Origin of the sequence: Acinetobacter haemolyticus, from assembly GCF_900406815.1 — a bacterium.
Taxonomy (GTDB): domain Bacteria; phylum Pseudomonadota; class Gammaproteobacteria; order Pseudomonadales; family Moraxellaceae; genus Acinetobacter; species Acinetobacter haemolyticus_A.
Genome location: NZ_OVCN01000007.1, coordinates 78,260 through 99,037, shown reverse-complemented (window position 1 = coordinate 99,037; position 20,778 = coordinate 78,260). Strand labels below are relative to the sequence as shown.

The 20,778-nt window shown below is 37.6% G+C and carries 17 protein-coding genes; 10 read left to right on the top strand and 7 right to left on the bottom strand.

The annotated features are described in order from the left end of the window. Positions 1–16: 16 nt before the first annotated feature. Together DK207_RS06525 and dusA are read right to left on the bottom strand one after the other, a co-directional pair. Positions 17–472: a CHAP domain-containing protein gene (locus DK207_RS06525; protein ID WP_109440476.1), complete on the bottom strand. Its 456-nt coding sequence runs from the start codon at positions 470–472 to the stop codon at positions 17–19. Positions 473–729: 257 nt separating this feature from the next. Continuing rightward, positions 730–1,749 carry a tRNA dihydrouridine(20/20a) synthase DusA gene (gene dusA / locus DK207_RS06520; protein ID WP_109440475.1) on the bottom strand — a complete coding sequence of 340 codons (1,020 nt, stop codon included), beginning with the start codon at positions 1,747–1,749 and terminating at the stop codon, positions 730–732. Positions 1,750–1,882: 133 nt separating this feature from the next. On the opposite strand from dusA, the gene DK207_RS06515 reads away from it, so the two are divergent. Further along, positions 1,883–3,031: a tyrosine-type recombinase/integrase gene (locus DK207_RS06515; protein WP_109440474.1), complete on the top strand. Its 1,149-nt coding sequence runs from the start codon at positions 1,883–1,885 to the stop codon at positions 3,029–3,031. Here the strand turns inward: DK207_RS06515 and DK207_RS06510 are convergent. Continuing rightward, positions 3,015–3,287 (bottom strand): pyocin activator PrtN family protein, encoded by a 273-nt coding sequence (locus tag DK207_RS06510; protein ID WP_005051547.1) that lies wholly within the window; start codon positions 3,285–3,287, stop codon positions 3,015–3,017. The genes DK207_RS06515 and DK207_RS06510 overlap by 17 nt on opposite strands. Before the next feature lie 152 nt (positions 3,288–3,439). Here DK207_RS06510 and DK207_RS06505 point away from each other — a divergent pair, with 152 nt between their 5' ends. Beyond that, a complete protein-coding gene (locus tag DK207_RS06505; RefSeq protein ID WP_005051550.1) occupies positions 3,440–4,366 on the top strand; it encodes a hypothetical protein in 927 nt (308 codons plus the stop codon). Here the strand turns inward: DK207_RS06505 and DK207_RS06500 are convergent. Beyond that, on the bottom strand, positions 4,363–5,229 hold the full coding sequence (locus tag DK207_RS06500; RefSeq protein ID WP_109440473.1) for a hypothetical protein: 867 nt from the start codon (positions 5,227–5,229) through the stop codon (positions 4,363–4,365). The two genes, DK207_RS06505 and DK207_RS06500, sit on opposite strands and share 4 nt — an antisense overlap. Positions 5,230–5,858: 629 nt before the next feature. On the opposite strand from DK207_RS06500, the gene DK207_RS06495 reads away from it, so the two are divergent. The 3 genes from DK207_RS06495 to DK207_RS06485 all read left to right on the top strand — a co-directional run bounded on the left by DK207_RS06495 (position 5,859) and on the right by DK207_RS06485 (position 11,457). Then, positions 5,859–6,782, top strand: a complete 924-nt coding sequence (locus DK207_RS06495) for a YagK/YfjJ domain-containing protein (RefSeq protein WP_109440472.1) — start codon at positions 5,859–5,861, stop codon at positions 6,780–6,782. Positions 6,783–7,072: 290 nt separating this feature from the next. After that, positions 7,073–8,956, top strand: a complete 1,884-nt coding sequence (locus DK207_RS06490) for a DUF262 domain-containing protein (RefSeq protein ID WP_171293640.1) — start codon at positions 7,073–7,075, stop codon at positions 8,954–8,956. Next, a complete protein-coding gene (locus tag DK207_RS06485; protein ID WP_109440470.1) occupies positions 8,953–11,457 on the top strand; it encodes a DUF262 domain-containing protein in 2,505 nt (834 codons plus the stop codon). Before DK207_RS06490 ends, DK207_RS06485 begins: the two co-directional genes overlap by 4 nt. A 448-nt stretch (positions 11,458–11,905) precedes the next feature. Here DK207_RS06485 and DK207_RS06480 read toward each other — a convergent pair whose 3' ends face one another. Continuing rightward, the gene (locus DK207_RS06480; protein WP_109440469.1) at positions 11,906–12,475 is read right to left on the bottom strand and encodes a hypothetical protein; all 570 of its coding nucleotides are present in this window, start codon (positions 12,473–12,475) and stop codon (positions 11,906–11,908) included. A gap of 48 nt (positions 12,476–12,523) precedes the next feature. Beyond that, a complete protein-coding gene (locus DK207_RS06475) occupies positions 12,524–12,940 on the bottom strand; it encodes a hypothetical protein (RefSeq protein ID WP_109440468.1) in 417 nt (138 codons plus the stop codon). A 682-nt stretch (positions 12,941–13,622) separates the two neighbouring features. Here DK207_RS06475 and DK207_RS06465 point away from each other — a divergent pair. From DK207_RS06465 to DK207_RS06445, 5 genes are all read left to right on the top strand, one after another. Continuing rightward, positions 13,623–13,856 carry a hypothetical protein gene (locus DK207_RS06465; protein ID WP_109440467.1) on the top strand — a complete coding sequence of 78 codons (234 nt, stop codon included), beginning with the start codon at positions 13,623–13,625 and terminating at the stop codon, positions 13,854–13,856. A gap of 39 nt (positions 13,857–13,895) precedes the next feature. Continuing rightward, a complete protein-coding gene (locus DK207_RS06460) occupies positions 13,896–14,945 on the top strand; it encodes a DUF932 domain-containing protein (protein ID WP_109440466.1) in 1,050 nt (349 codons plus the stop codon). A gap of 165 nt (positions 14,946–15,110) precedes the next feature. Further along, positions 15,111–16,223: a YqaJ viral recombinase family protein gene (locus DK207_RS06455; protein WP_109440465.1), complete on the top strand. Its 1,113-nt coding sequence runs from the start codon at positions 15,111–15,113 to the stop codon at positions 16,221–16,223. A gap of 226 nt (positions 16,224–16,449) precedes the next feature. Beyond that, positions 16,450–17,346 (top strand): hydrolase or metal-binding protein, encoded by an 897-nt coding sequence (locus tag DK207_RS06450; RefSeq protein ID WP_109440464.1) that lies wholly within the window; start codon positions 16,450–16,452, stop codon positions 17,344–17,346. Between the two features lie 345 nt (positions 17,347–17,691). Continuing rightward, positions 17,692–17,928 carry a hypothetical protein gene (locus DK207_RS06445; protein ID WP_227509639.1) on the top strand — a complete coding sequence of 79 codons (237 nt, stop codon included), beginning with the start codon at positions 17,692–17,694 and terminating at the stop codon, positions 17,926–17,928. Between the two features lie 46 nt (positions 17,929–17,974). On the opposite strand, the gene DK207_RS06440 is transcribed toward DK207_RS06445, so the two are convergent. Continuing rightward, the gene (locus tag DK207_RS06440) at positions 17,975–20,707 is read right to left on the bottom strand and encodes a UvrD-helicase domain-containing protein (protein WP_109440463.1); all 2,733 of its coding nucleotides are present in this window, start codon (positions 20,705–20,707) and stop codon (positions 17,975–17,977) included. Positions 20,708–20,778 lie beyond the last annotated feature (71 nt).

Genomic DNA, 20,778 nt, shown 5'->3' with positions numbered 1-20,778 from the left:
TCAGCCCTTGCTTAAATTAGATGTAATTTGAACCTAAACGGTAATAACTATATGTCACATTTTTATCTTTATAAATTTCATGACTACGTTGTTTAAAATCAGAGATCCATTGAGTGCCTGAGAAGCCGGCAATATGACCGTAACGATGTTTTTTTGTGCGATGAATAATATAAATATCACCCTTTTGAGGGTTATCAAAAGCAGGTGTAATTTTTTTATAACCAATTTCTTGTAGAGTTCTACCCCAGTCTGAGGCGGCAACAGGATGATTAACGATTTTAGCACCCGCTGATTGCAAAGCAATTCTGACAAATTTAGCACATTGAGACGAGCTACGATAAGACGCTCTGCGTGTTAACTTTTGTGCAAATGCCATGACATCTATATCAGGTTGTTTTGGGGTGGTCACAATCAATTGATGAGGTGGGGTGTGTACCATGCTGTGATCAACTGAGGGCGCATCATAAATCATCTTCAAACTCTATCGCATTTCTAAATAACCAGACTTAATGCCAGACTCTTGGCGGAAGACATGGTAAGCGAAAAATCATCTGAAAAGTCACTTGTAATGTAATAATGTATCATTTGGTAGGTGTTGTGGATAACTTATAAAAATAGAGGCATGAATAATTCTTTTTTTTTTCATGCCTTTGAGGTTTGTTTAGTTTAAATAAAATGATTTGTAAAATAATATTTCATTTTTATTGAATAAAAGGGTAAAGTGTGATTTTAATCACACTTTTGTGCCTGAATATAATCTTCCGTGCGTTGCATGGCCGCTTGGATATTTTGGATTGCATTTTCAATATCATTGATGGTTTTTGCATTCCCACCACTTAACGCTTGACGCCATTTACGCGCACCTGGCAAGTTTTGAAACAAACCCAGAATATGGCGTGTGATAATCGATAATGGTGCACCTTCAGCAACACGTTGATGAATATATGGCATCATTTGTTGCATAATTTCAAAACGATCAGGGGCTTCTAGATTCCAAAGTTGTCCCATTTCTGCGAGCAGATAAGGATTATGATACGCCTCACGTCCAATCATGACACCATCCACATGTTGTAGATGTTGTTGGGTTTCATCAAAGGTTTTAATACCACCATTAATTTCAATAGTAAGATGTGGGCGCTCTTGTTTTAAACGATAGACATCTTCATAGCGTAGCGGTGGCACTTCTCGATTTTCTTTTGGTGATAGTCCTTGCAAAATCGCGATACGTGCATGCACGATAAAGTGGGTACAACCTGTTGCAGCGACTGTATCGACAAAATGCAACATTTCTTCATAGGATTGCATGTCATCAATCCCGATACGATGTTTGACTGTCACAGGAATTGACACAGCTTTTTGCATGCTATGAATACATTCAGCAACAAGATTAGGCTCCGCCATTAAACATGCGCCGATTTTATTATTTTGTACGCGATCACTTGGGCAGCCGACATTTAAATTGACCTCATCATAGCCCCAGTCTTCAGCCATTTTGGTACAAGTTGCGAGCTCTTGCGGATTGGAACCCCCGAGCTGTAATACAATTGGATGTTCTTCTTTATTGAAGTCTAAATGACGATTTGCACCACCATAAATGATTGCACCAGTGGTGACCATTTCGGTATATAAGACAATATTCGGATTAAACAAACGCGCAAAGAAACGATAATCTTTCGTTGTCCAATCCATCATCGGTGCTACACTGATTCTTGGATTACCAGTTGTTTCAAGGTTTTTGTTAATACTCATTTAAAATCATACCTTTATGTCTAGTATTTGAATCTGCGTAAACGCATGGTAACACCTGTGAATATGAGTTTTGCTGTTTGCATTTACACCAAATTTTACACCATAATGCGAAAAATAGTTTGTGGTGTAAATTATGGGTTCAGTTACAGCTAGAAAAGGTGCAGATGGCAGTGTGAGTTACCGTGCAGCGATCCGAATCAATCGAAAGGGATATCCAGCCTTTTCTGAAAGCAAAACTTTCCATTCAAAGAAAGTGGCGGAAAACTGGCTTAAGAAAAGAGAAGTTGAGATTCAAGAAAATCCAGATATTTTGTTAGGCAAAGAAAAACTAATAGACCTAACCTTGGCTGATGCCATTGATAAATATTTGGAAGAAGTTGGGAGCGAGTACGGAAGGACGAAACGCTATTCTCTAAACTTAATTAAGAAGTTTCCGATAGCGCGCAATATTATCACAAAAATAAAATCAGTACATTTGGCCGATCATGTTGCATTAAGAAAAGCTGGGATTCCTCACCTAGATTTAGATCCAATTGCAACAAGTACTCAGCAACATGAACTTCTTCATATTCGTGGTGTCTTGGCTCATGCTGCTGTAATGTGGGACATAGATATTGATTTAAATAGTTTTGATAAGGCTACAGCCCAACTGAGAAAAACACGTCAAATCTCTCCGAGTAAGAAACGAGATAGATTACCAACGAATGCAGAGTTGATTGCTTTAACAAAGTATTTTTTAGAACGTTGGAAGCTTAATAGATATGGGACGAAGTACCCGATGCATTTAGTGATCTGGTTTGCGATCTTTTCTTGTAGACGTGAAGCAGAATTAACCCGTTTAAGCTTAGATGATTACGACCAACATCATTCGTCCTGGAAAGTTCATGACCTGAAAAATCCTAATGGTTCGAAGGGAAATCATAAAACCTTTGATGTTTTAGAACCGTGCAAAATGATTATCGAACGCTTAATGAATGATGAAGTCCGTAGCAGAATGCTTAAATTAGGTCATAATGAGAATCTACTCTTACCTCTGAATGCGAAGAGTTTAGGTAAAGAATTTCGAGAGGCATGCAAGATGCTTGGAATTGAGGATTTGCGTTTTCATGATTTAAGACATGAAGGGTGTACTAGACTTGCAGAACAAAGCTTTACAATTCCTGAAATTCAAAAAGTAAGCTTGCATGATTCTTGGAGCAGTTTGCAGCGTTATGTTTCCGTAAAAGCTAGAAGAAACGTTATGCAGTTGGAAGAGGTGCTACGCCTCATTGATGAAACGTAGCAAAGTCTTTTGAGGCGTCTGAATATTGTTTATCTAAAACATCCGCAAGATCTTTGACGTGCACCAGAAAAGGCGCACGCTTGCTTTTATCTATTTTAAACACTGAGAAAGGAAACTCACAGTTGTTTGCTTTTCTCAAGGCTTCTGCCTTACTCAGATGTGGGTAGTAGTCTGAGACAATTGTCATTAGTTCAATCGTCATAGATCGATATCTAATAAATAAGTAATCTGATGTACTAAGCTTTAAAGCTCCCATAAATAAGTTTTCCTACATTTGCTAATTATTGATATTTTTATCGTAATAATTTTAATTTAAGAGTTATATAATTTAAGTTAAGTAATTAATAACTTAACTATAGTGATATGATTAGATGTTGATAAATAACAAAATATACATTTGGTGGTAGTATGGCCTATGTTGATATAGATGAGTTATATACTTTTTTGTTTGAAGTGTGCCAAGGATTTCTTAACTACTGTACGAAAGCTGGATATGAGCACGATGTCGAAGCACCCGATAGGGATGATTTAAATCTAGCTTATTTGCAAGAGATTCAGAGGAGTTTTAAGGAGGAGGAGTTACAACAAATTGTTGAGCTCATGGAGCAGTCTATTATTGTTAAAAGATATAATAAAACTTATTCAAGCCATGACTTTTTAGAGGTTTTAAGTCTCATCTTCGAGCTGATAGAACAATTTGATGAGCTCTCAGATAAAGAAATAAAAAAAGCGTACAAAGAAATAATTAATCTGTATGCTGAGATGGATGTAGATGTTCTCTTTAGTAATAAAATTAATATTAGAATAAGAGGAGCGCGTGGAGCAAATAAACGGTATCAAAAGAATTTATATAAAAAGCATCAAGTGATTTTTGATTTTATGCTGAATAAAGCTCAAACCCAAGGAAAGTGGAATAATTTGAATGCTGCTGTAGAGAGTATCTTGCCTGAATTAGACTCTGTACTTAAGCAATTTGATAAGGAGTGGATAACAACCCAATTAGAAGAAAAAATGAGAACTCTAGAAGAGCTTCAACAAGAGTTCAAACAATTTAAAGTAAATCCACCAAGTTATAAACTAGGTTCAGGCTTAATAATAACTGCAACTCGAAAGCAGACCTATATCAATAAAATTAGACAACTAAGAGTTACATGCCGAGAGCTTCAAAATGCCTTGCTGATGGATGACCCGTCAATTTTGCTGAAGAAGAAACTTCCATTTAATACAGCCTATCAGCCTGAAGTGATAAAAAATTTATTAAGAAAGAGACCTGACTTATTAACTGAGATACTTTTAAATTTCGAGATGAAAGAAATTAATAAGTTGAATCATTAATATTCTTTCAACTTATCTTCATTATCCCTCATACATTCATTATATGTTTTATCAATTATGAAATCTAAAACATCAGGTATAGATTTTTCAAATAATTCAGACATTTTTTTTAACTCCTCATGTCGAACTTTGGTTAAAGGAATATGATAAGGTTTTTTGATTTTTCCTTCATCTCTATATTTCTTTTGTGACCATGTTTTTTTCATTTTAATTAAGAATAATTCTTTAGCTTCAGTATTGTTTATATGTCCAATTAAATCGATGGTGGAAAGTGTATACAGGTATTTTTGGTGCTCACTAATTGGAGGTGTTGGAAAGAAAGGTTGATAACCTCCTTTTTTAATATACTCCCAGGCCCATTCAATTTGTTTGCTGTCGTTATATTTAATCCATTCTGTATCTTTTGATTTGCTTTTATGACTTGACCAAGTTGATCTTGCTTCAATTAGTTGTGATATTTTTAGATCTTTATTTATATTTAAATTGTCAATTAAATTTAAAAAATATTCATAGTTGTTTATTGTTTTGACAATAGGGGGTGTTGTTAAATTCATTTTTATTATTGTGTTTATGGTGAATATTAATAATCTGTCATCGTGTTTGTCGATCCAACTAAAGTAACTTTCATTAACTAGAAATTTATCTTTATTTATTAATGAACTTTTTAAAAAATACTCACCATCTTTTTCAAGATCAAAATATGCATGAACGATTTGTCTTTTTTCTAGCATTGAACTGTATTGAACATATGGGTTATGTCTGAAATGTTGATTATGGTACCAAAACCAATTTATCTCACGATCTGTAAAACCACGTTTGTCTTTGACTATGTTTTGGGCATCTTTGCCTTGTAATCTGCTCATTATTTATATCTACATGTAGAACGACTGGTAGAATTATATTGGATAAATATATGAAATACTAGTGTGGAATATTTTCTATATTGAAGAATAATTAGCGAAATACATGTGGTTATATTTTTATTAATTTAATTAATATCAATGGTTTATTTTGAGAGTTGAAGAGTTGAAGAGTTGAAGAGTTGAAGAGTTGAAGAGTTGAAGAGTTGAAGAGTTGAAGAGTTGAAGAGTTGAAGAGTTGAAGAGTTGAAGAGTTGAAGAGTTGAAGAATTGAAGAGTTGAAGAGTTGAAGAGTTGAAGAGTTGAAGAGTTGAAGCATGGGGTAATGGTAATACTTGTTATCACTGATTAAAAAAACTAACGCAAGTTTAGCTTTCATAGCTATCTTAAGTTTCAATGGTATTAAGGGCGATTTAGTAATTTAAATATTAGTAAATAGGTGTTTTTATTTATAAGGATAAGTGGGTTATTAATATAATGAATATATCCTTATTATATTAATAATTATTACTCAATCTATATCCATTCATAATTAATTGTATCTACTCAACTTATTACATAACATAAGTACGTTCTGTAAAACTTGAATAACTTCCTAGTTATATGTCTTCAATATAAACTAGGAAACACATATGGATGCATCTAATCCTACTCTTAATGAGTCTAAAATATTGGTTGATATAGAAAGCTTTATTATCTCTGTGTCATATGAGAGATACAGTGAGCAAGATTTTAAAGATGGTTTAATGCAGCTTATTCCTCGATTTAAGGCAATCTATAAATCCCACTTACGATATGCTCAAAGTGTTGAAACCTTTCATTCTTTGACGAAAGCTATTGATGAAATGTTGAATGGTGAAGATATCTCTGTTGTAAGGCATCTTACTCCTATGCAAATGTCTCGTTTATTAGAGTTACTACATTACGGGAAGTTAAATATTGCACTTGAGATCATCCAATTAAAGGCTCAAGAAAAACGTAATCAGCGTAGTCTTCGCGAGTATCTACAACAACTAACTCAACATTACTCCAAACTTTTATTTATTCGTATAGATTTGAGTGTTGAGCTAAAACATCAGCATACTGTAGATATTGAGCAATTTAATGTCTATCTACGCACTTTTATAAATCGAGTGCAAAACCAAGATACTTGTTTTAAAGGTCTACAAGGTTATGCATGGGCTTTAGAACAAGGAGCAACTAAGGGTTATCACTGTCATGTCTTACTTATCTACGATGGCCATAAACACCAAAAAGATTTTGGTATGGCTATACAGGTTGGGCAATGTTGGAGTGAGATTACGGCTAACCAAGGTTATTACTTTATCTCTAACTCCCCTGAGTACAAGGAGCAACTTCTACGGAAGGGCAAGTTGGGTATTGGTATGATTTATAGGAGTAGACCTGAACAAATACAGAATGCGATTGAGGCTGCAATGTATTTAGTGAATCCAGAAAAAGATAACCAACATCTTCGCGCAAGAATTAAGGATATGCGTAGCTTTGGCAGAGGGCAGTATAAGATTAATAAGCGTAGGAGGGCTTTTAAAAGCTAAGTTATGGCGCTTAAAGAGATATTAGGTGGAAACATAAGATGTGTAATGTATTACAGTATTACGCATCTTATGGAGGGTAAGAGATTTTAAATAAATGATTAAAAAAGCTTAAACTTAAATCATTAGCTTAGCTATTTGCAGTAGTGCAGCATGAAATCTGAAATTGGTAATTCTTAATCGATAATCTCAAATCATTTTAAATGATTCTTGCAGTGTGAATAGGATAAAACATTGATAAAATAAAGCATGATGCAGTAATTGATGACATGGTATATAAAATTGGGGAATGTATGGGTGCTGAAAAAATGGAAAGTAATACCAACAAATTGGTCTTAAAAACAATTCATGAGCTGTTAGGTGAGAAATTTTATATACCAGCGTATCAACGTGGATATCGTTGGACTAAACTTCAAGTCAAAGAACTCTTAGATGATATTTGGGAGTTTAGTCAAAAAAATGGTGGCAAACCATCATTCTACTGTTTACAGCCTATCGTCGTATTAAAAAAAGATGATGATCAGTGGGAGGTTGTGGATGGTCAGCAACGCCTGACAACCCTCTATATTATTTTGCACTATTTAGAAAAAAAACATTTGCGTCGTGAGTTAAAAGAGGCTTATAAAAAATCGATCTTTTCACTTGAGTATGAGACACGGAAGAGTAGTAAAGATTTTCTGGAAAATATTGATGAATACGAAGGAAGGAAAAATAAAGACTTCCATCATATCGCAGAGGCACATGAAGCAGTGCAGCACTGGTTTAAAGAGCTAGATTATACTGATCATAATAAATTTTTAGCCACGTTATTGGCAAAGCCAAATGAACAACATTCAGTACAGGTTATTTGGTATGACTTAAGTGATGAATGCAAAGACAATGATTATGCAATTGATGTATTTTCTCGGATCAATATTGGAAAAATCCCACTAACCAATTCGGAACTGGTAAAAGCCTTGTTTTTACAAAGTAGTAATTTTGAGCAGGAAAAAGCCAGCTTAAAGCAAATTCAAATTGCTACAGAATGGGACCAGATTGAGCAATGTTTGCAAGAGTCTTCATTTTGGTCTTTTATTTATAACGAGGACATTGGGGCAAAGTACGATACACGGATAGAATATATATTTGACCTCATGCAAAAAAAACCTTTAGGGGCAGAAGATTTTTTTACATTCCATCAATTTAATGAGGTATTTAAAGCCAGTAATGACGAAGATCGCGTGTTGGTAATTGATAGACTATGGAAATCAGTGAAGGATTATTTTCTCACGTTTGATGAGTGGTATCGAGATCGTGAGTTATATCACTTAATTGGTTTCTTGATTGCCTGCGAACCATCAAGACGTGAGTCTAATAAAAGTGAACCGCGAGTCAGTAAATTTAAAACTCAGTCTGAACAAAACAACCTAACGAAAATAGAATTCAAAAAATACTTGAAAGAAGAAATAAAAAAAGAGATCAAAGAAGAAAAAAAGGAAGCAAAAGGAAAAGTCGTGAAGAGCCTAGAAGAACTTACGTATGGGGATGCGATTATACGCAAGGTATTACTGCTTTCAAATATTGAGACTCTACTCTCAACAAAAGACACTGATATACGTTTTCCTTTTGATCGCTATAAAACGGAAAATTGGGATATTGAACACATACGCTCTCAAACAGATAAAAAAATAGAAGGAAAGTCTAGGTTAGATTGGTCGGAGGATATTCTGGAATATTTTACCAATACGAGAAATCATCAAAATGTTTGCTTGGAGGAGTATCCAGAAGATGAGCGCAGCATCATTGCTGACCTCTGCCAAGTCCTTGCATCTGAAAATATAGATAGTGTGTTTTTTGACGAGTTGTATAACAAAGTAGCGGAAAAATTTAAAGAGTCTCAAGGGGAGCGAGGAGAGGATTGGACAAATGGAATAGGCAACTTGGCATTGTTAGATGCAACAACGAACCGAAGTTATAAAAATGCAATGTTTCCGATTAAGCGGAAACGAATCATCCATAATGACAAAAATGGTATTTTTATACCTATTTGCACTAAAAATGTTTTTCTTAAGTTTTATAGTAAGAAACTAGGAGAAGTCAGGTATTGGCAGAAGTCTGATGCAGAGGATTATTTGGAAGCACTCAAACAGTTATTAAAAGAATATTTGTCAGATACCGATCAGGAGAGAAAAGCATGAATAATATAAATATATTGCCAAACTCCGGTGAGCGCTTAAGCTTTTTTAAACTATTTAGTGAAAAAAAATATACTGTAGAAATTCCAATTATTCAGCGTGATTATGCACAAGGTAGAGCATCTAAATATGCTGTTAGAGCATCCTTTTTAGACGCTTTAAAGCAGTACTTGGTTCAAGGTAATCCCAATAGAGATTTGGACTTTGTCTACGGTAGTCTGATTCAAGTAGGTGATTCATTTCGATTTGTACCTTTAGATGGACAGCAACGCTTAACAACATTATTTTTACTGCATTGGTATTTGGCACACATTGCTGATCAAGCTGAGTTTTTGAGAAAAGCTCTTTATAAAAATGGCAAGTCACTCTTCAGATATGAAACACGTGCTAGTTCAAGTGATTTCTGTGATGCACTGATTGGTAATTATTTTGATATGCAGTGCTTGCTTGATATAGAAAGTGAAAAATCGTTGTCAAAGACGATTCAGAATCGTGGATGGTTTCATTTGTCATGGTTAAATGATCCTACCATTCAGTCGATGCTTAATATGCTGGATTCCATACATGCCAAGTTTGCTGGTCGTCCTGATTTATTTGAACGATTGATTGATGAAGAAAAACCTATCATTACCTTTTTATTTTTGGATCTAAAAGAGTTTAATTTATCTGATGATTTATATATCAAGATGAATGCACGCGGAAAACCTCTAACAGATTTTGAAAATTTTAAGGCAAAATTTGAGCAATATATTAAGTCATTTCAAAGTGATGTATCAGTTTATACATTGAGTTTTGGGGGGAAAGTCCATCAGCCTGTAGATGCCTATCAGTATTTTGTGCACAAGATAGATACAGATTGGGCGGATATGTTTTGGGGATATCATAATGAAGCGTTAAGCGAAATTTCATTTGATGATAAGTTGATGAACTTTATACGTTTGATCATTGCAAATTATTGTCTTATTGAAAAACAAAATTCAGAGACTCTAACAAAACGGTTGGGTGGGTTGTTAGGTTCGGGCGGTAAGCTTAAGGCTTTGTCTTTTTTTAAGTATGAGGATTTAAATTGTTTTAGTGCCGAATTAGTGGATTATCTGATAAATATGATGGATCTTCTCTACAATAAGGATCTAGCGGGTGAAAGAATAAAAATTTATCTAGATGATTCTGATTATTACGATGAAGAAGATACTTTTAAGAAAGTCATAGCTGATAATACTAGCTATCCAGAGAAATTGCGTTTTTTTGCTTTTTACAGTTATTTGGCTAGTGGTAAAGATTTAGCAGGGTTGGTGGATTGGTCACGTGTCATCTACAACCTCACCGAAAATACGATCATTAATAGCGCTGATATCTATCTGAGAGCACTTATTTCAATTCATGCATTGAGTCAGCACGATGAATCTATATTAGAAATTCTTAAAAAAAATAATGATGTTGCAGGATTTCAGCCTGCACAAGTTCTTGAAGAGCGAATCAAAGCTCACTTGATGGCGAAGTCAGATGAATGGAAAAGACTGATTTGGGCTATGGAAAAGCATTCTTTTTTTAAAGGTCAAATTGGTTTTGCGCTTAACTTCTCAGGCATATTGGATTTTTATCGGAAGAATAAAAACTGTGATTGGACATTCGCAGAAGATGCAGTGTATTTTTCAGAATTCCAAAACTATACCGAAAAAGGGTGCAAACTATTTAATTTAATTGCTGTGAGTTCTGCCGATTATGACTATCTTTGGGAGAGGGCTGTTTTAAGCAAAGGCGTGTATTTTACCAGTGGCAGTGATTCTAGGTGGAAAAATTTGCTGAGTACACGAGGTACTAGAAATAACGTTGATCGTGATCATAGCTGGAAGCGGTTGCTACGAATATCAATGACAGCTAATGACCAGTGGGAAAAAAGGCAAAGTTATGTAAAAGCTGTTTTTGATGATCCAAATTTTGATGCTAATGATATTGTTGACTCATTACAGTCTATATGCAGTGAAGCTTTGAAGAATCCTGAATTGGCTGTTTGGAAAACACACTTTATTAAATATAAGGCGTTATTTGAGTATTGTCGGCAAGGGTTTATTTATGAAGATGGAAATACTATCCTTTTACTTGGGGAGTTATATCGAAATCACTACCATAGTGAACTGAATTCTAGAGTTTTTTATTTAAAGTATAAGCAGAGTGATGAACAGTTTTCACCATTTAAATCCTTTGAATACTATGACGTTAAAAGTACTTCACATTACTCATGTGCATGTCTTGAATCTTGGACTTATAAGGAAAAAGAATATGTGGTAACTGTTGCGTATGACAATAAGTATTTATTGGATTTTAACACTCCTAACTTTAAGGCGTGTACGGAAGAATTGATTGGTATTCTAGATAAGCATCAATTTGAACTTTATGAGGAGGAGTGGGGTTTGACGTATCGAAATAGCTGTGAAACCTCCATCGAAGCTTTTGAAGTTTTGACCAATCTCTGCGCAGATTTACGAGAGCTAGATAGTGAGTAATGTTGGCTAGCGTGAACGTCACACAAGGTTGAGTGGTGAAGTTTTTTCGTAAAGAGTTGGATTATGGCTGCCTTGGTGATTAGCAATATCGCAAAGGCAACCGTAATATTGAAACTGTGTCTAAGTCGCTCATCACAGTTCCACTGCTTTATGTGAGGTCAAGAAGTTGTACGTTCAAATAGTGGATCAGCATATGTATCATTAGCCAATGTGATACTAACTTCGCAGATGCGCCCAACCTAACAGCGTGACTACAGGCAGTAAGCATATTGATCGAAAACATAAAAGGGAGCATGAGTTTAGTGCTAGACATACTTGACTCCTGACTCCTAGAAATGCTCCTCTGTTCTTACCCATTTAGGACCTTGAATATTTTGCGCTGATTCAATAATGGGATGAGCATAAACAGAGGATAGGGTTTGAATGGCTTGTGTTTGTTATAAAGCAATCATTCTTCGGCAAGGGCTTGATAAGTAAGCTTGCCATGTGTGGTATACAGATAAACTTCTTTGATTTCTTCAGCAGTACAGCCTTTTAAAACAAGTTTAAATACATCTCCGTAATAAGACACATTTGGAAATTTAGCTGTAAATGGTTCTAGACCAATGACTTTACAGTGTGGATTGTCCATTTCGACTTTATCAATGACATCGTTCACTTCAGAGACCACTTTCAAACGAGTGGTGTCATAAATGGTTTGTGTGACCACAATAAAGTTCGGAGGAGAACCAATAGGGCGGAACTTAACTTCTACAGCTTCACTTGGTAGCAGCTCGCGCTTAAGTTGAGGTGGGGGGATATCAGTATTATCAGCACCTGCATAAATACTGTCTGGATCATAACGATCATGGGCAATGGCAGCAGCTTCGGCTTCCTGCTCTTTCAATTGCTGCTTGGAATCATCTTGGGTAGGAGTATTGGTTGATTCGTTTGTAATATCTGGCGAGGAAGGCTCTGGTATTTTATGACAGGCTGTTAGAGTCGTTAAAATGGCAGCCGTAATGAAGATCTGTTTCATGACAGAGTTTCCTTTAATTCGAGAATGGATGACACAAAGATTGCTTGGTTACTGAGAACCAAACTGGGTACGTTGGACGTACTTCAGAACAGCTATACCTTTGATGTACAACCATCTGTCATTGATATTCTCGGCATGATAATCAAAGACCTGATAAGCAAAGTCATCAATATCAATTAACTTCTGTTCTTTTAAATCCTTACCTTCTCGAATAAGGGCATTCAGATCACCGCTATAGATGTAATAACGTAATCGATCATCTTTAGGAATAATTTGCCATTCTCTGCTAATTGCCACAAAAGCATTGCAATTTACATTGCCTTCGCAGCGTTTAACTGTGGGTGCTGAGGAAGGTTCATTAATGAGGGCGATGACTTTATTCATATCAGCATGACAAAGTGAGGTGATGGATAAGCAGGCTGTGACAGCACTGTACTGTAAAAATGCTTTGATTCGGTTGTTCATTAAAATTAAATCCTGATTATTGTTGTTTATTGATTTTTAGGACGTGCAGACAGGCAGCAATGCTGCATTTCAGGCTTAGCAGTACATCAATGATTTGAATCTCATTGAAAAATTAGAAAAGTAAATGCCTGATCAGCGACAAAGGTGCTGTGATGCAGATCGCTTTAGTTTGTCAAATGACCCGTCTTATGTGGCGATGGGCCATGATAAGAAGGAAAGGGCGAAGAATATTTAGAAATATAAAAAACAGTCATGATTGACTCCTTTGGGTATAAAGAAGTTTCACCACATCACTGCTAAATAATGGTGGCGAAACGAAAAGGGGTTAGCAGACTGATACCCAAAAAGATCAGCACACCCGAAGGTGTCCCCCTCCCGTTCCGCCGCAGAGGGGGAGACGCAGGGTCGCCCACCAAAAAGATAGACTTTTTAGTGTGCTTTGGGTAAACGGTCTGCTAAAACCGACTGACCATGTGGGTCAGCAAGCCCATCATAATCATAACGATTTCATAGGTCAATTCGATTTGTCCTGATGTTCTGTATAACCCAGTAAAAAATAACCAGCCATACGATTCCAAATTATTTCAAATACATATTACTGAAATGAAGTAATGCCAAGCAGCGTCCTAATCTGGTCTGCAACAGCATTTTAAACAGTCATTTCAAACATTGGAGAAAAACCATGTCGTATTTGGAAACAGAAGAAGAACCGTATAGTCCTCGCTTTCGAGAACCACAACCACCGCAACTCAGCCTGGCTAGTGCACCCACAACTTTGGCGATATTGGGCATGAACCTTGCCAAGTCGATGGGCTTTTCAGCGATGCTCGGTGGTGTAGCAGGTGCAGCCTTAGGTGGAGTAATTCTGGTACTAGCAGATCAAACCCGGTCAAACATCAGCACATCTAAATACTGAGCAATACACAATTATTAGCAGAATTAAAGGACATATCTTATGGCACATTTAGTTGAAACAATGGCATTCACTGGACAAACTCCTTGGCATGGTTTGGGTAATCAATTGACACCGAATCAACCTTTAGAGGTGTGGGCACAGCAGGCAGGTATGGATTGGCGGATTGAATCTTCGGATGTCAATTACATGGCACAGAACCATCGGGGACAAAGCATCATCATGCCTTTCGAGGAGCAGCGTGTACTTTACCGTTCGGATACGCATGCACCTTTATCCGTGGTCAGTCAACGCTTTCAAGAAGTACAGCCGATGGAAATTCTGGAATTCTATCGAGACCTCACTGAACAATCTGGTTTTGAACTGGAAACCGCAGGTGTACTCAAAGGTGGTAAGAAATTCTGGGCACTGGCGAAGACTGGACAGAGTGCAGCACTTAAGGGCAAGGATGTCAGCAATGGCTATATTCTCTTGGCTACAGCTTGTGATGGGACGCTTGCGACGACGGCTCAATTCACCAGTATTAGAGTAGTGTGTAACAACACTTTGGCGATCGCTTTACGTGGACAGCAAGGGAATACGGGTGTGGTCAAGGTTCCGCATAGCACCCGATTTGATGCAGATAAAGTGAAACAGCAACTCGGTATTTCAGTCCGTGCATGGGATGAACACATGTATGAAATGAAACAACTGAGTCAGCGCAAGGTGACTCAGCAAGAAGCTGCCGCTTACTTTGATGCAGTCTTTAACAATAGCAATCTAAGTATCGCTGAACAGGATGAAAGTATTATTCAGTTCTATCGAAATGCTGCTATGTCAAATCAAGCGAACTCATCTCGATCAGACAATAAAACTGAACCGAATGGACGTGCCATGTCAAAAGTCATGACTATGTTTAACGGACATGGGCGTGGGGCAGAACTGAGTTCAGCCAAAGATACGGCGTATGGATTACTCTGCTCAATCACCGAATTCTGTGACCATGAACGTCGTGCTATGAGTACAGATCATCGTCTGGACTCTGCATGGTTCGGTATGGGAGCAGCTATTAAACAACGAGGTCTTGAACAGGCTTTAAGAATGGTGGCTTAAATCAAGGCATCTATTCAGTTTGAATTAAGTTTAACGTCCTAATCTAAAACTACGGTAATAACCGTAGCAAGCAAAGCAATACCCTTTTCGCCACATCCTCAGATGTGGCTTTTTTTATGCCCAAAATTCAGCTTTTACGATTTTACCGATACAGGAATATTCTCTATGCATAGTCATACTCATATTCAGAACACCCTAAATCATCCACCTTTACAGCCTTATCCCATCAAGATTGAAACTGAGCATAAGGTTGAGGTGGGCACACGAACCAAGAAAACACCAAAGAAAACCAGTCAACTACCCGCAGCCAAACATCTTGCCAACACTAAAAAGCTGAATTACCAACAATGGTTGGAAGTCCGAAAGCAGGGCATTGGTAGCAGTGATGCAGCAACCGCATGTGGCCTAAATCCCTATATGTCGATGCTGGAATTATGGATGATTAAGACCGGACGGATACAGCAAAACATTGAAGACGAAAGTGCAGGCTATGCACCTTTATATTGGGGCAAGCAGCTTGAACCTTTGGTGGCGCAATACTACAGCATGCATACCAATCACAGAGTCCGTCGGGTCAATGCAGTGCTACAGCATCCTGACGAAGACAAACACTTTATGTTGGCTAATTTGGACTATGCCGTGGTGGGTCATGAAGAAGTTCAGATCTTAGAATGTAAAACTGTCGGTGAGTATGGTGCAAAACTATGGCGAGATGGTGTGCCGCTTTATGTTTTATGCCAGGTACAACATCAACTGGCAGTCACAGGCAAACAGGCAGCGCATATCTGTGCCTTGATCTGTGGCCATGAAACCCGAATCTTTAAGGTGACGCGCAGTGAGACGGTAATCAAATACATTGTGGATGCAGAGCGTTACTTCTGGGAATGTGTAGAGAAGGATATACCACCTGATGTTGATGCATCTGAATCGGCAGCCAAAGCACTACAACTTTTATATCCAGCTCATATTCCACTCAGTACTTCTAATCTATCCGAGGATGTCACAGCTAATCAGTGCTTTGAGCAGTTATTGCAACAACGTCATTTGCTGGAGCAATACCAAAGCAATTTTGATCAGTTGAAGCATCAGATCCAGATCAAGATGCAGGATGCAGAACGGGCCATATTTAAGGCCGGTTCAGTCACTTGGAAGAAGTCGAAAGATTCGATCAGCTTAGACAGTAAAGCCTTATTACAACAGCATCCTGAGTTTCTAGAACAGTTCCCGCAAAACAAGCAGGGCACACGTAGATTCCAGATTTACACCAATGATGATTAGGCCAAGTTAATTAGCCTAAGCAAATCCTACAGAAATTCCACGTCACTTCTCCAAATCCCATTTCATCAAAAAAGCGCAAAACAGCCCCCGTCGCCAGCAAGTACCGTGAAGTACTTACTGACGACTAAATGGACTGTTCTGCGCTGAATTTATGCATTTAAAAAATATTTGCTTCTTACACATATCAAAGGGGCAATCGTTAAAAATTACCGTAGAGGAAAATAAAATGATTAAAGGTTTAGCAATCACACCACCTGTATTAGGTCGTATCAGTATCGGTAAGATCGTCGAGAAAAATGGCAAACGTATACCTGAAAAAGATGACCAATTTACGATTACCAGTCAAATTCAAAATAAAGATGGCTGGGTAAAACATCCATTAGATGAGCAGTTACGTGCTAAGGCACAAAACCAGAAACTCAGAACTATTCCAGTCCGTATGATTTTTAATGATCCTGAACTGAATCTACGAGCGGAGTACACCTTGTTTGATCGACAAACTGGCCGACCCATCTGTACTGGTAATGGTGAAACCTGTCAGCGACTTGGACAAAACGGGGTTGAACAACATCCATGCCCATCACCTGATTTATGCCCTTTGGCTCAAGGCGGACAGTGTAAGCCTTACGGCAGACTTTACGTGAATCTGGATGAGTCAGATGAGTTGGGTACATTCATCTTTAGAACTACAGGTTTTAATAGCATCCGGACTTTGGCAGCACGGCTTCGTTACTACCATGCCGCTTCTGGTGATTTACTGTCATGTCTGCCATTGCAACTGACCTTACGTGGGAAAAGCACGACACAAAGCTACCGTACTCCAATCTATTACGTGGATTTAACTTTACGTGATGGTATTAATTTGCGAGAAGCGATTACTTCAGCTAAGCAAATCGATGAGCAAAGTAAAACATCAGGGTTTTATCAGGAGGCTTTAGATCATGTCGCGAGGCAGGGTTATGGGAATGCCAGTTTTGAAGTTGGAGATGAAGAGGGCTTGGATATTGTTGAGGAGTTTTACATTGATGAATCAAGATCAGAACAGTCTCAACAAACCCATGACTTGAGCCATGTTGAGGACATTCAGAAAGGGTTACAGCAGTCGGTTCAGGCTTTGAATTGAATAATTACTCTCTGTCTCTTAAAGATAGAGAGTTTTTTATTAGGTTGGTCTTATTTTTTTCATTTATAAAAACCCTTATGTAGAGGAAGATTCTCAAAAATTATAGTTTTAGGCTTGAAAAAGAAAAATGAAAACCTTAAATAGTGATGTATTAGGCATAATTTTCATTGCCTAAAGAAAAGCTAACCAATAATAACAGTAAGCTTTTAATTATTAATGAGTAACTAGGAACAAAATATGAACTTTTTTAAAAATCTTTTCAATCGTTTTAAACTTTTCTGTCAATCCGTTTATACCAAATATCGGAAGTCTATCAAGGTTGTCGCTACAACAGTAGTTTGTTCTGTGACTGGATACATTCTTGCACCTGCCTTTGCCTCCGTACTTGGTGCATGGGGATTTCTAGGTAAAGCGAGTACAGGTATTGCAATTAGCTCATTACATGGTGCAGCCTTGACAAATGCCTCCCTTGCCGCAGTTGGTGGTGGTGCTATGTCTGCTGGAGGTGGTGGAATGTTTGCTGGCAAGCTTTTGATTTCAGGTGCAAGCGCGGCCAATGGAATGTTTCTGTCAGCAGCATAAATTTAAAAAAGACTCTTTCGTTTAAATGAGGAGTCTTTTATCAAAACTACTTCTTTAAGCTTTTAGTATATCCGCATTCTGAATAACGGCTACAAGCCATAAAGTCACCGTATGGTCCTGTTCTTTTCCACATACGTCCCTGATTACATCTCGGACATCGCCATTTTTCTGGAATATCATGGTTAATGGACGTATTTTCATCTTTAGGTATATGAATAAATTCCTTGATGCTTGAGTCTTTGATAATTTCCTCTAGGAATACTGAATTACGTTCACCAATAAGAAAAACTTTCTCTTTTGCACGAGTCAATGCAACATAGAACAGACGGCGTTCTTCAGCATAGGCATGTGTTTCTGGTTGTGGCAAGACTAAGTTGATAAGAGGGTCATCTTCTTTTTCAGAAGGGAATGCACTACTGCCAGTATTTAAGCCTAAAATAATCACATAGTCTGCTTGTAGGCCTTTGGATGAGTGGATGGTTTTGAACTCAATGCTGCAATTTCTAAGAAAGGGCAAAATGCTGTCCAGATTTGGTTTGTGATGTTTGTAGCGACCCAAAATATAAATTGATTTCTTTTTACCTAAACTCGTATTGGCATTATTGATTTCCATAATGGTTTTAAACAGATATTCATAAATTTCCTGAGTCTTTGTTAGAAAGTTTATCTCAACTACTTTGCTGCTGGTTTTATCAACGGCATTGATCACTTTTTGAAGCTGGGACTTATTTTTTTGGATGAAGCCACTGGCGACATTGGCAATACCCTGATTGGAGCGGAATGTCTGGGTAAGCTGTGTCTGTTTGGTATAGCCAAAGACCTTTTCAAATTGGGTAAAAATACTGATGTCTGAACCTGCAAATCGGTATATGGCTTGCCAGTCGTCCCCAACACAAAAAAGTTTTGTTTCGGGCACCTGATTCAGTAGGGAAAGGATGAGTCTGGCTCTGGCCTGTGAAGTGTCCTGAAACTCATCCACGATAATGAGCTTGAATGGGCTCTTATATCTATTTTCATTGATTAACTGGGCAGACTCGATTAGCAGGTCATCAAAGTCATGTTCCTTGCTGTTTTTCAATAACTGGTCGTACTGTTGGTAAACCTTGGAAAATAACTGTAAAAAAAGACTCTCCCGCAGGTTGAGTGAGGGTCTGGCCAATAGGCTCGCAATGTTGGCCTGATTGGATTTGTAGTGACTTAAAAAACTGACATAAAGTTCATTGGCATCATATTCATAGATAGACTGTGCCTTGGAGTTGATCTCGGCAAGAGTACGTGGCCTGAATACTTGTCCCCTTGATTTAAGCTCCTGTTCCAGTTTCCTAAAAATGGAACCTGTAATAAATTCATGAAAGGTGGTAGTGATTAAATCAGTTTTATATTGTTGATGGATTCCTAATTTCCACTTCATGTCATCCAGATACTTTTGTCCAAAGTGTGCAGGTGGCTTGCCGTGCTGGTCTACAGCGTAGTGTTCCAGATACAGGTTTATTTCAGGCAGGTAAAAGTCAGGCCTGTATTGGCGGTGATGTTCATTCGCTGTGTCATGCTCGTAGTTTCTTTCGTACTGGTAGGGAACCCCCTGACTGTACAACCAGTTTGCTATGGCTTTTTCACCATGTGACTTAACGATTTCGCCCTGATAGGTTTCAAAGCCATCCTTGAACCTGTCAAATGATCGTCTGTGTGCCTTTTCCCATTCACTTTGAGTTTTAAATGCAAAGGGAGACAAGGGTGGTCTTAGGTAGGCCGTTTTAAATAAAAGATATTTTGCCTGAAAGTCTGGATCTGTTTCAATCAGTTGTTGAATAATCCGATTCAGGAGGGATTGGGGTTTTCCTGCATCATTGGAAACTGATGGACTTTTTCCAGTTGCCTTACCAATCACCTTAACGCCGAACTTGTGGAAATTAAGTGCCTCAACACGGGTATTAAACTGGGCGAGAATGTCTTTTAATCGAAAGTTAATACGTTCACTGAGTTCCTCGCCTGCATTTTTATTGAATGCGAGAACCAGAATCTCTTCAGGTTTGTAGAGTCCAGTTAACAGGGCATAGCCTACCTTTCCAACAATTGTGGAGGTTTTCCCTGAACCAGCTGCAGCAACCAACAGGTTACGGTCCTCGAAGATGATGGAGGAAATGCGCTGTTCATCGGTGAGGGGCGTACTTTCCACCTGATCAAAGAACTGCTTAAATACCTTTAACTCACTTTCAACAAAACGCTTATTCTTTGCATCGATGGCATAGTTTGCCTCAACTGGCAATTCAATAAACTGTTGCAATCGCTCAAACAGGTTTTGTAGGGGCGGCTCAAATGCAAAAGAGATATCCCTTTGAATAAGGCTGTTAAACTGTTCAACAGGGGCTTTTGACCTTTGTGATAAATCTGACCTAAACAGCTTGCTGAGGTGATGGGATAGGTAAATATTTTGCTGGATAAAATTGTGATATTCCCGTAAGAACGGTTTTAAGGTTTCCTTGATCTTTTCAGCGTTTCTTTTATTTCTCAGGAATTCTGCATCATTGCGGATTTCAGTTTGAAACTGTTCAGCCTGTGTGTTAAACATGCCCTTGAACTGAAAGTTTTGATCAACGGTTTTGAGTGTCAATGATGACCATATCCAGCCTTTCTGGATATGCGTTTCCAGTACCTGTTCAGTATTGAGCTTTATGGTTCTGGTATCCAGTTCAAGTACCAGCTCAGGAAATGTATAGTTGAGTCGCCATTTGCTGGAACCTGCAAAAATGAAGCTGAGTAAACTTGGTTGGATATTCATATTGCCCTAAAATTAAAAATGTTTTTTAATAATTTGAGATTCATAAATGATTATAAATTTTACATTAATTT

Excerpts from the sequence above, each read along its gene's own strand:
- DK207_RS06525 (WP_109440476.1), bottom strand. The coding sequence starts at position 472 with ATGATTTATGATGCGCCCTCAGTTGATCACAGCATGGTACACACCCCA.
- DK207_RS06465 (WP_109440467.1), top strand. The coding sequence starts at position 13,623 with ATGTCGTATTTGGAAACAGAAGAAGAACCGTATAGTCCTCGCTTTCGA.
- DK207_RS06480 (WP_109440469.1), bottom strand. The coding sequence starts at position 12,475 with ATGAAACAGATCTTCATTACGGCTGCCATTTTAACGACTCTAACAGCC.
- DK207_RS06500 (WP_109440473.1), bottom strand. The coding sequence starts at position 5,229 with ATGAGCAGATTACAAGGCAAAGATGCCCAAAACATAGTCAAAGACAAA.
- DK207_RS06440 (WP_109440463.1), bottom strand. The coding sequence starts at position 20,707 with ATGAATATCCAACCAAGTTTACTCAGCTTCATTTTTGCAGGTTCCAGC.
- DK207_RS06490 (WP_171293640.1), top strand. The coding sequence starts at position 7,073 with ATGGGTGCTGAAAAAATGGAAAGTAATACCAACAAATTGGTCTTAAAA.
- DK207_RS06455 (WP_109440465.1), top strand. The coding sequence starts at position 15,111 with ATGCATAGTCATACTCATATTCAGAACACCCTAAATCATCCACCTTTA.
- DK207_RS06505 (WP_005051550.1), top strand. The coding sequence starts at position 3,440 with ATGGCCTATGTTGATATAGATGAGTTATATACTTTTTTGTTTGAAGTG.
- DK207_RS06475 (WP_109440468.1), bottom strand. The coding sequence starts at position 12,940 with ATGAACAACCGAATCAAAGCATTTTTACAGTACAGTGCTGTCACAGCC.
- DK207_RS06510 (WP_005051547.1), bottom strand. The coding sequence starts at position 3,287 with ATGGGAGCTTTAAAGCTTAGTACATCAGATTACTTATTTATTAGATAT.
- DK207_RS06485 (WP_109440470.1), top strand. The coding sequence starts at position 8,953 with ATGAATAATATAAATATATTGCCAAACTCCGGTGAGCGCTTAAGCTTT.
- DK207_RS06515 (WP_109440474.1), top strand. The coding sequence starts at position 1,883 with ATGGGTTCAGTTACAGCTAGAAAAGGTGCAGATGGCAGTGTGAGTTAC.
- DK207_RS06460 (WP_109440466.1), top strand. The coding sequence starts at position 13,896 with ATGGCACATTTAGTTGAAACAATGGCATTCACTGGACAAACTCCTTGG.
- dusA (WP_109440475.1), bottom strand. The coding sequence starts at position 1,749 with ATGAGTATTAACAAAAACCTTGAAACAACTGGTAATCCAAGAATCAGT.
- DK207_RS06450 (WP_109440464.1), top strand. The coding sequence starts at position 16,450 with ATGATTAAAGGTTTAGCAATCACACCACCTGTATTAGGTCGTATCAGT.
- DK207_RS06495 (WP_109440472.1), top strand. The coding sequence starts at position 5,859 with ATGGATGCATCTAATCCTACTCTTAATGAGTCTAAAATATTGGTTGAT.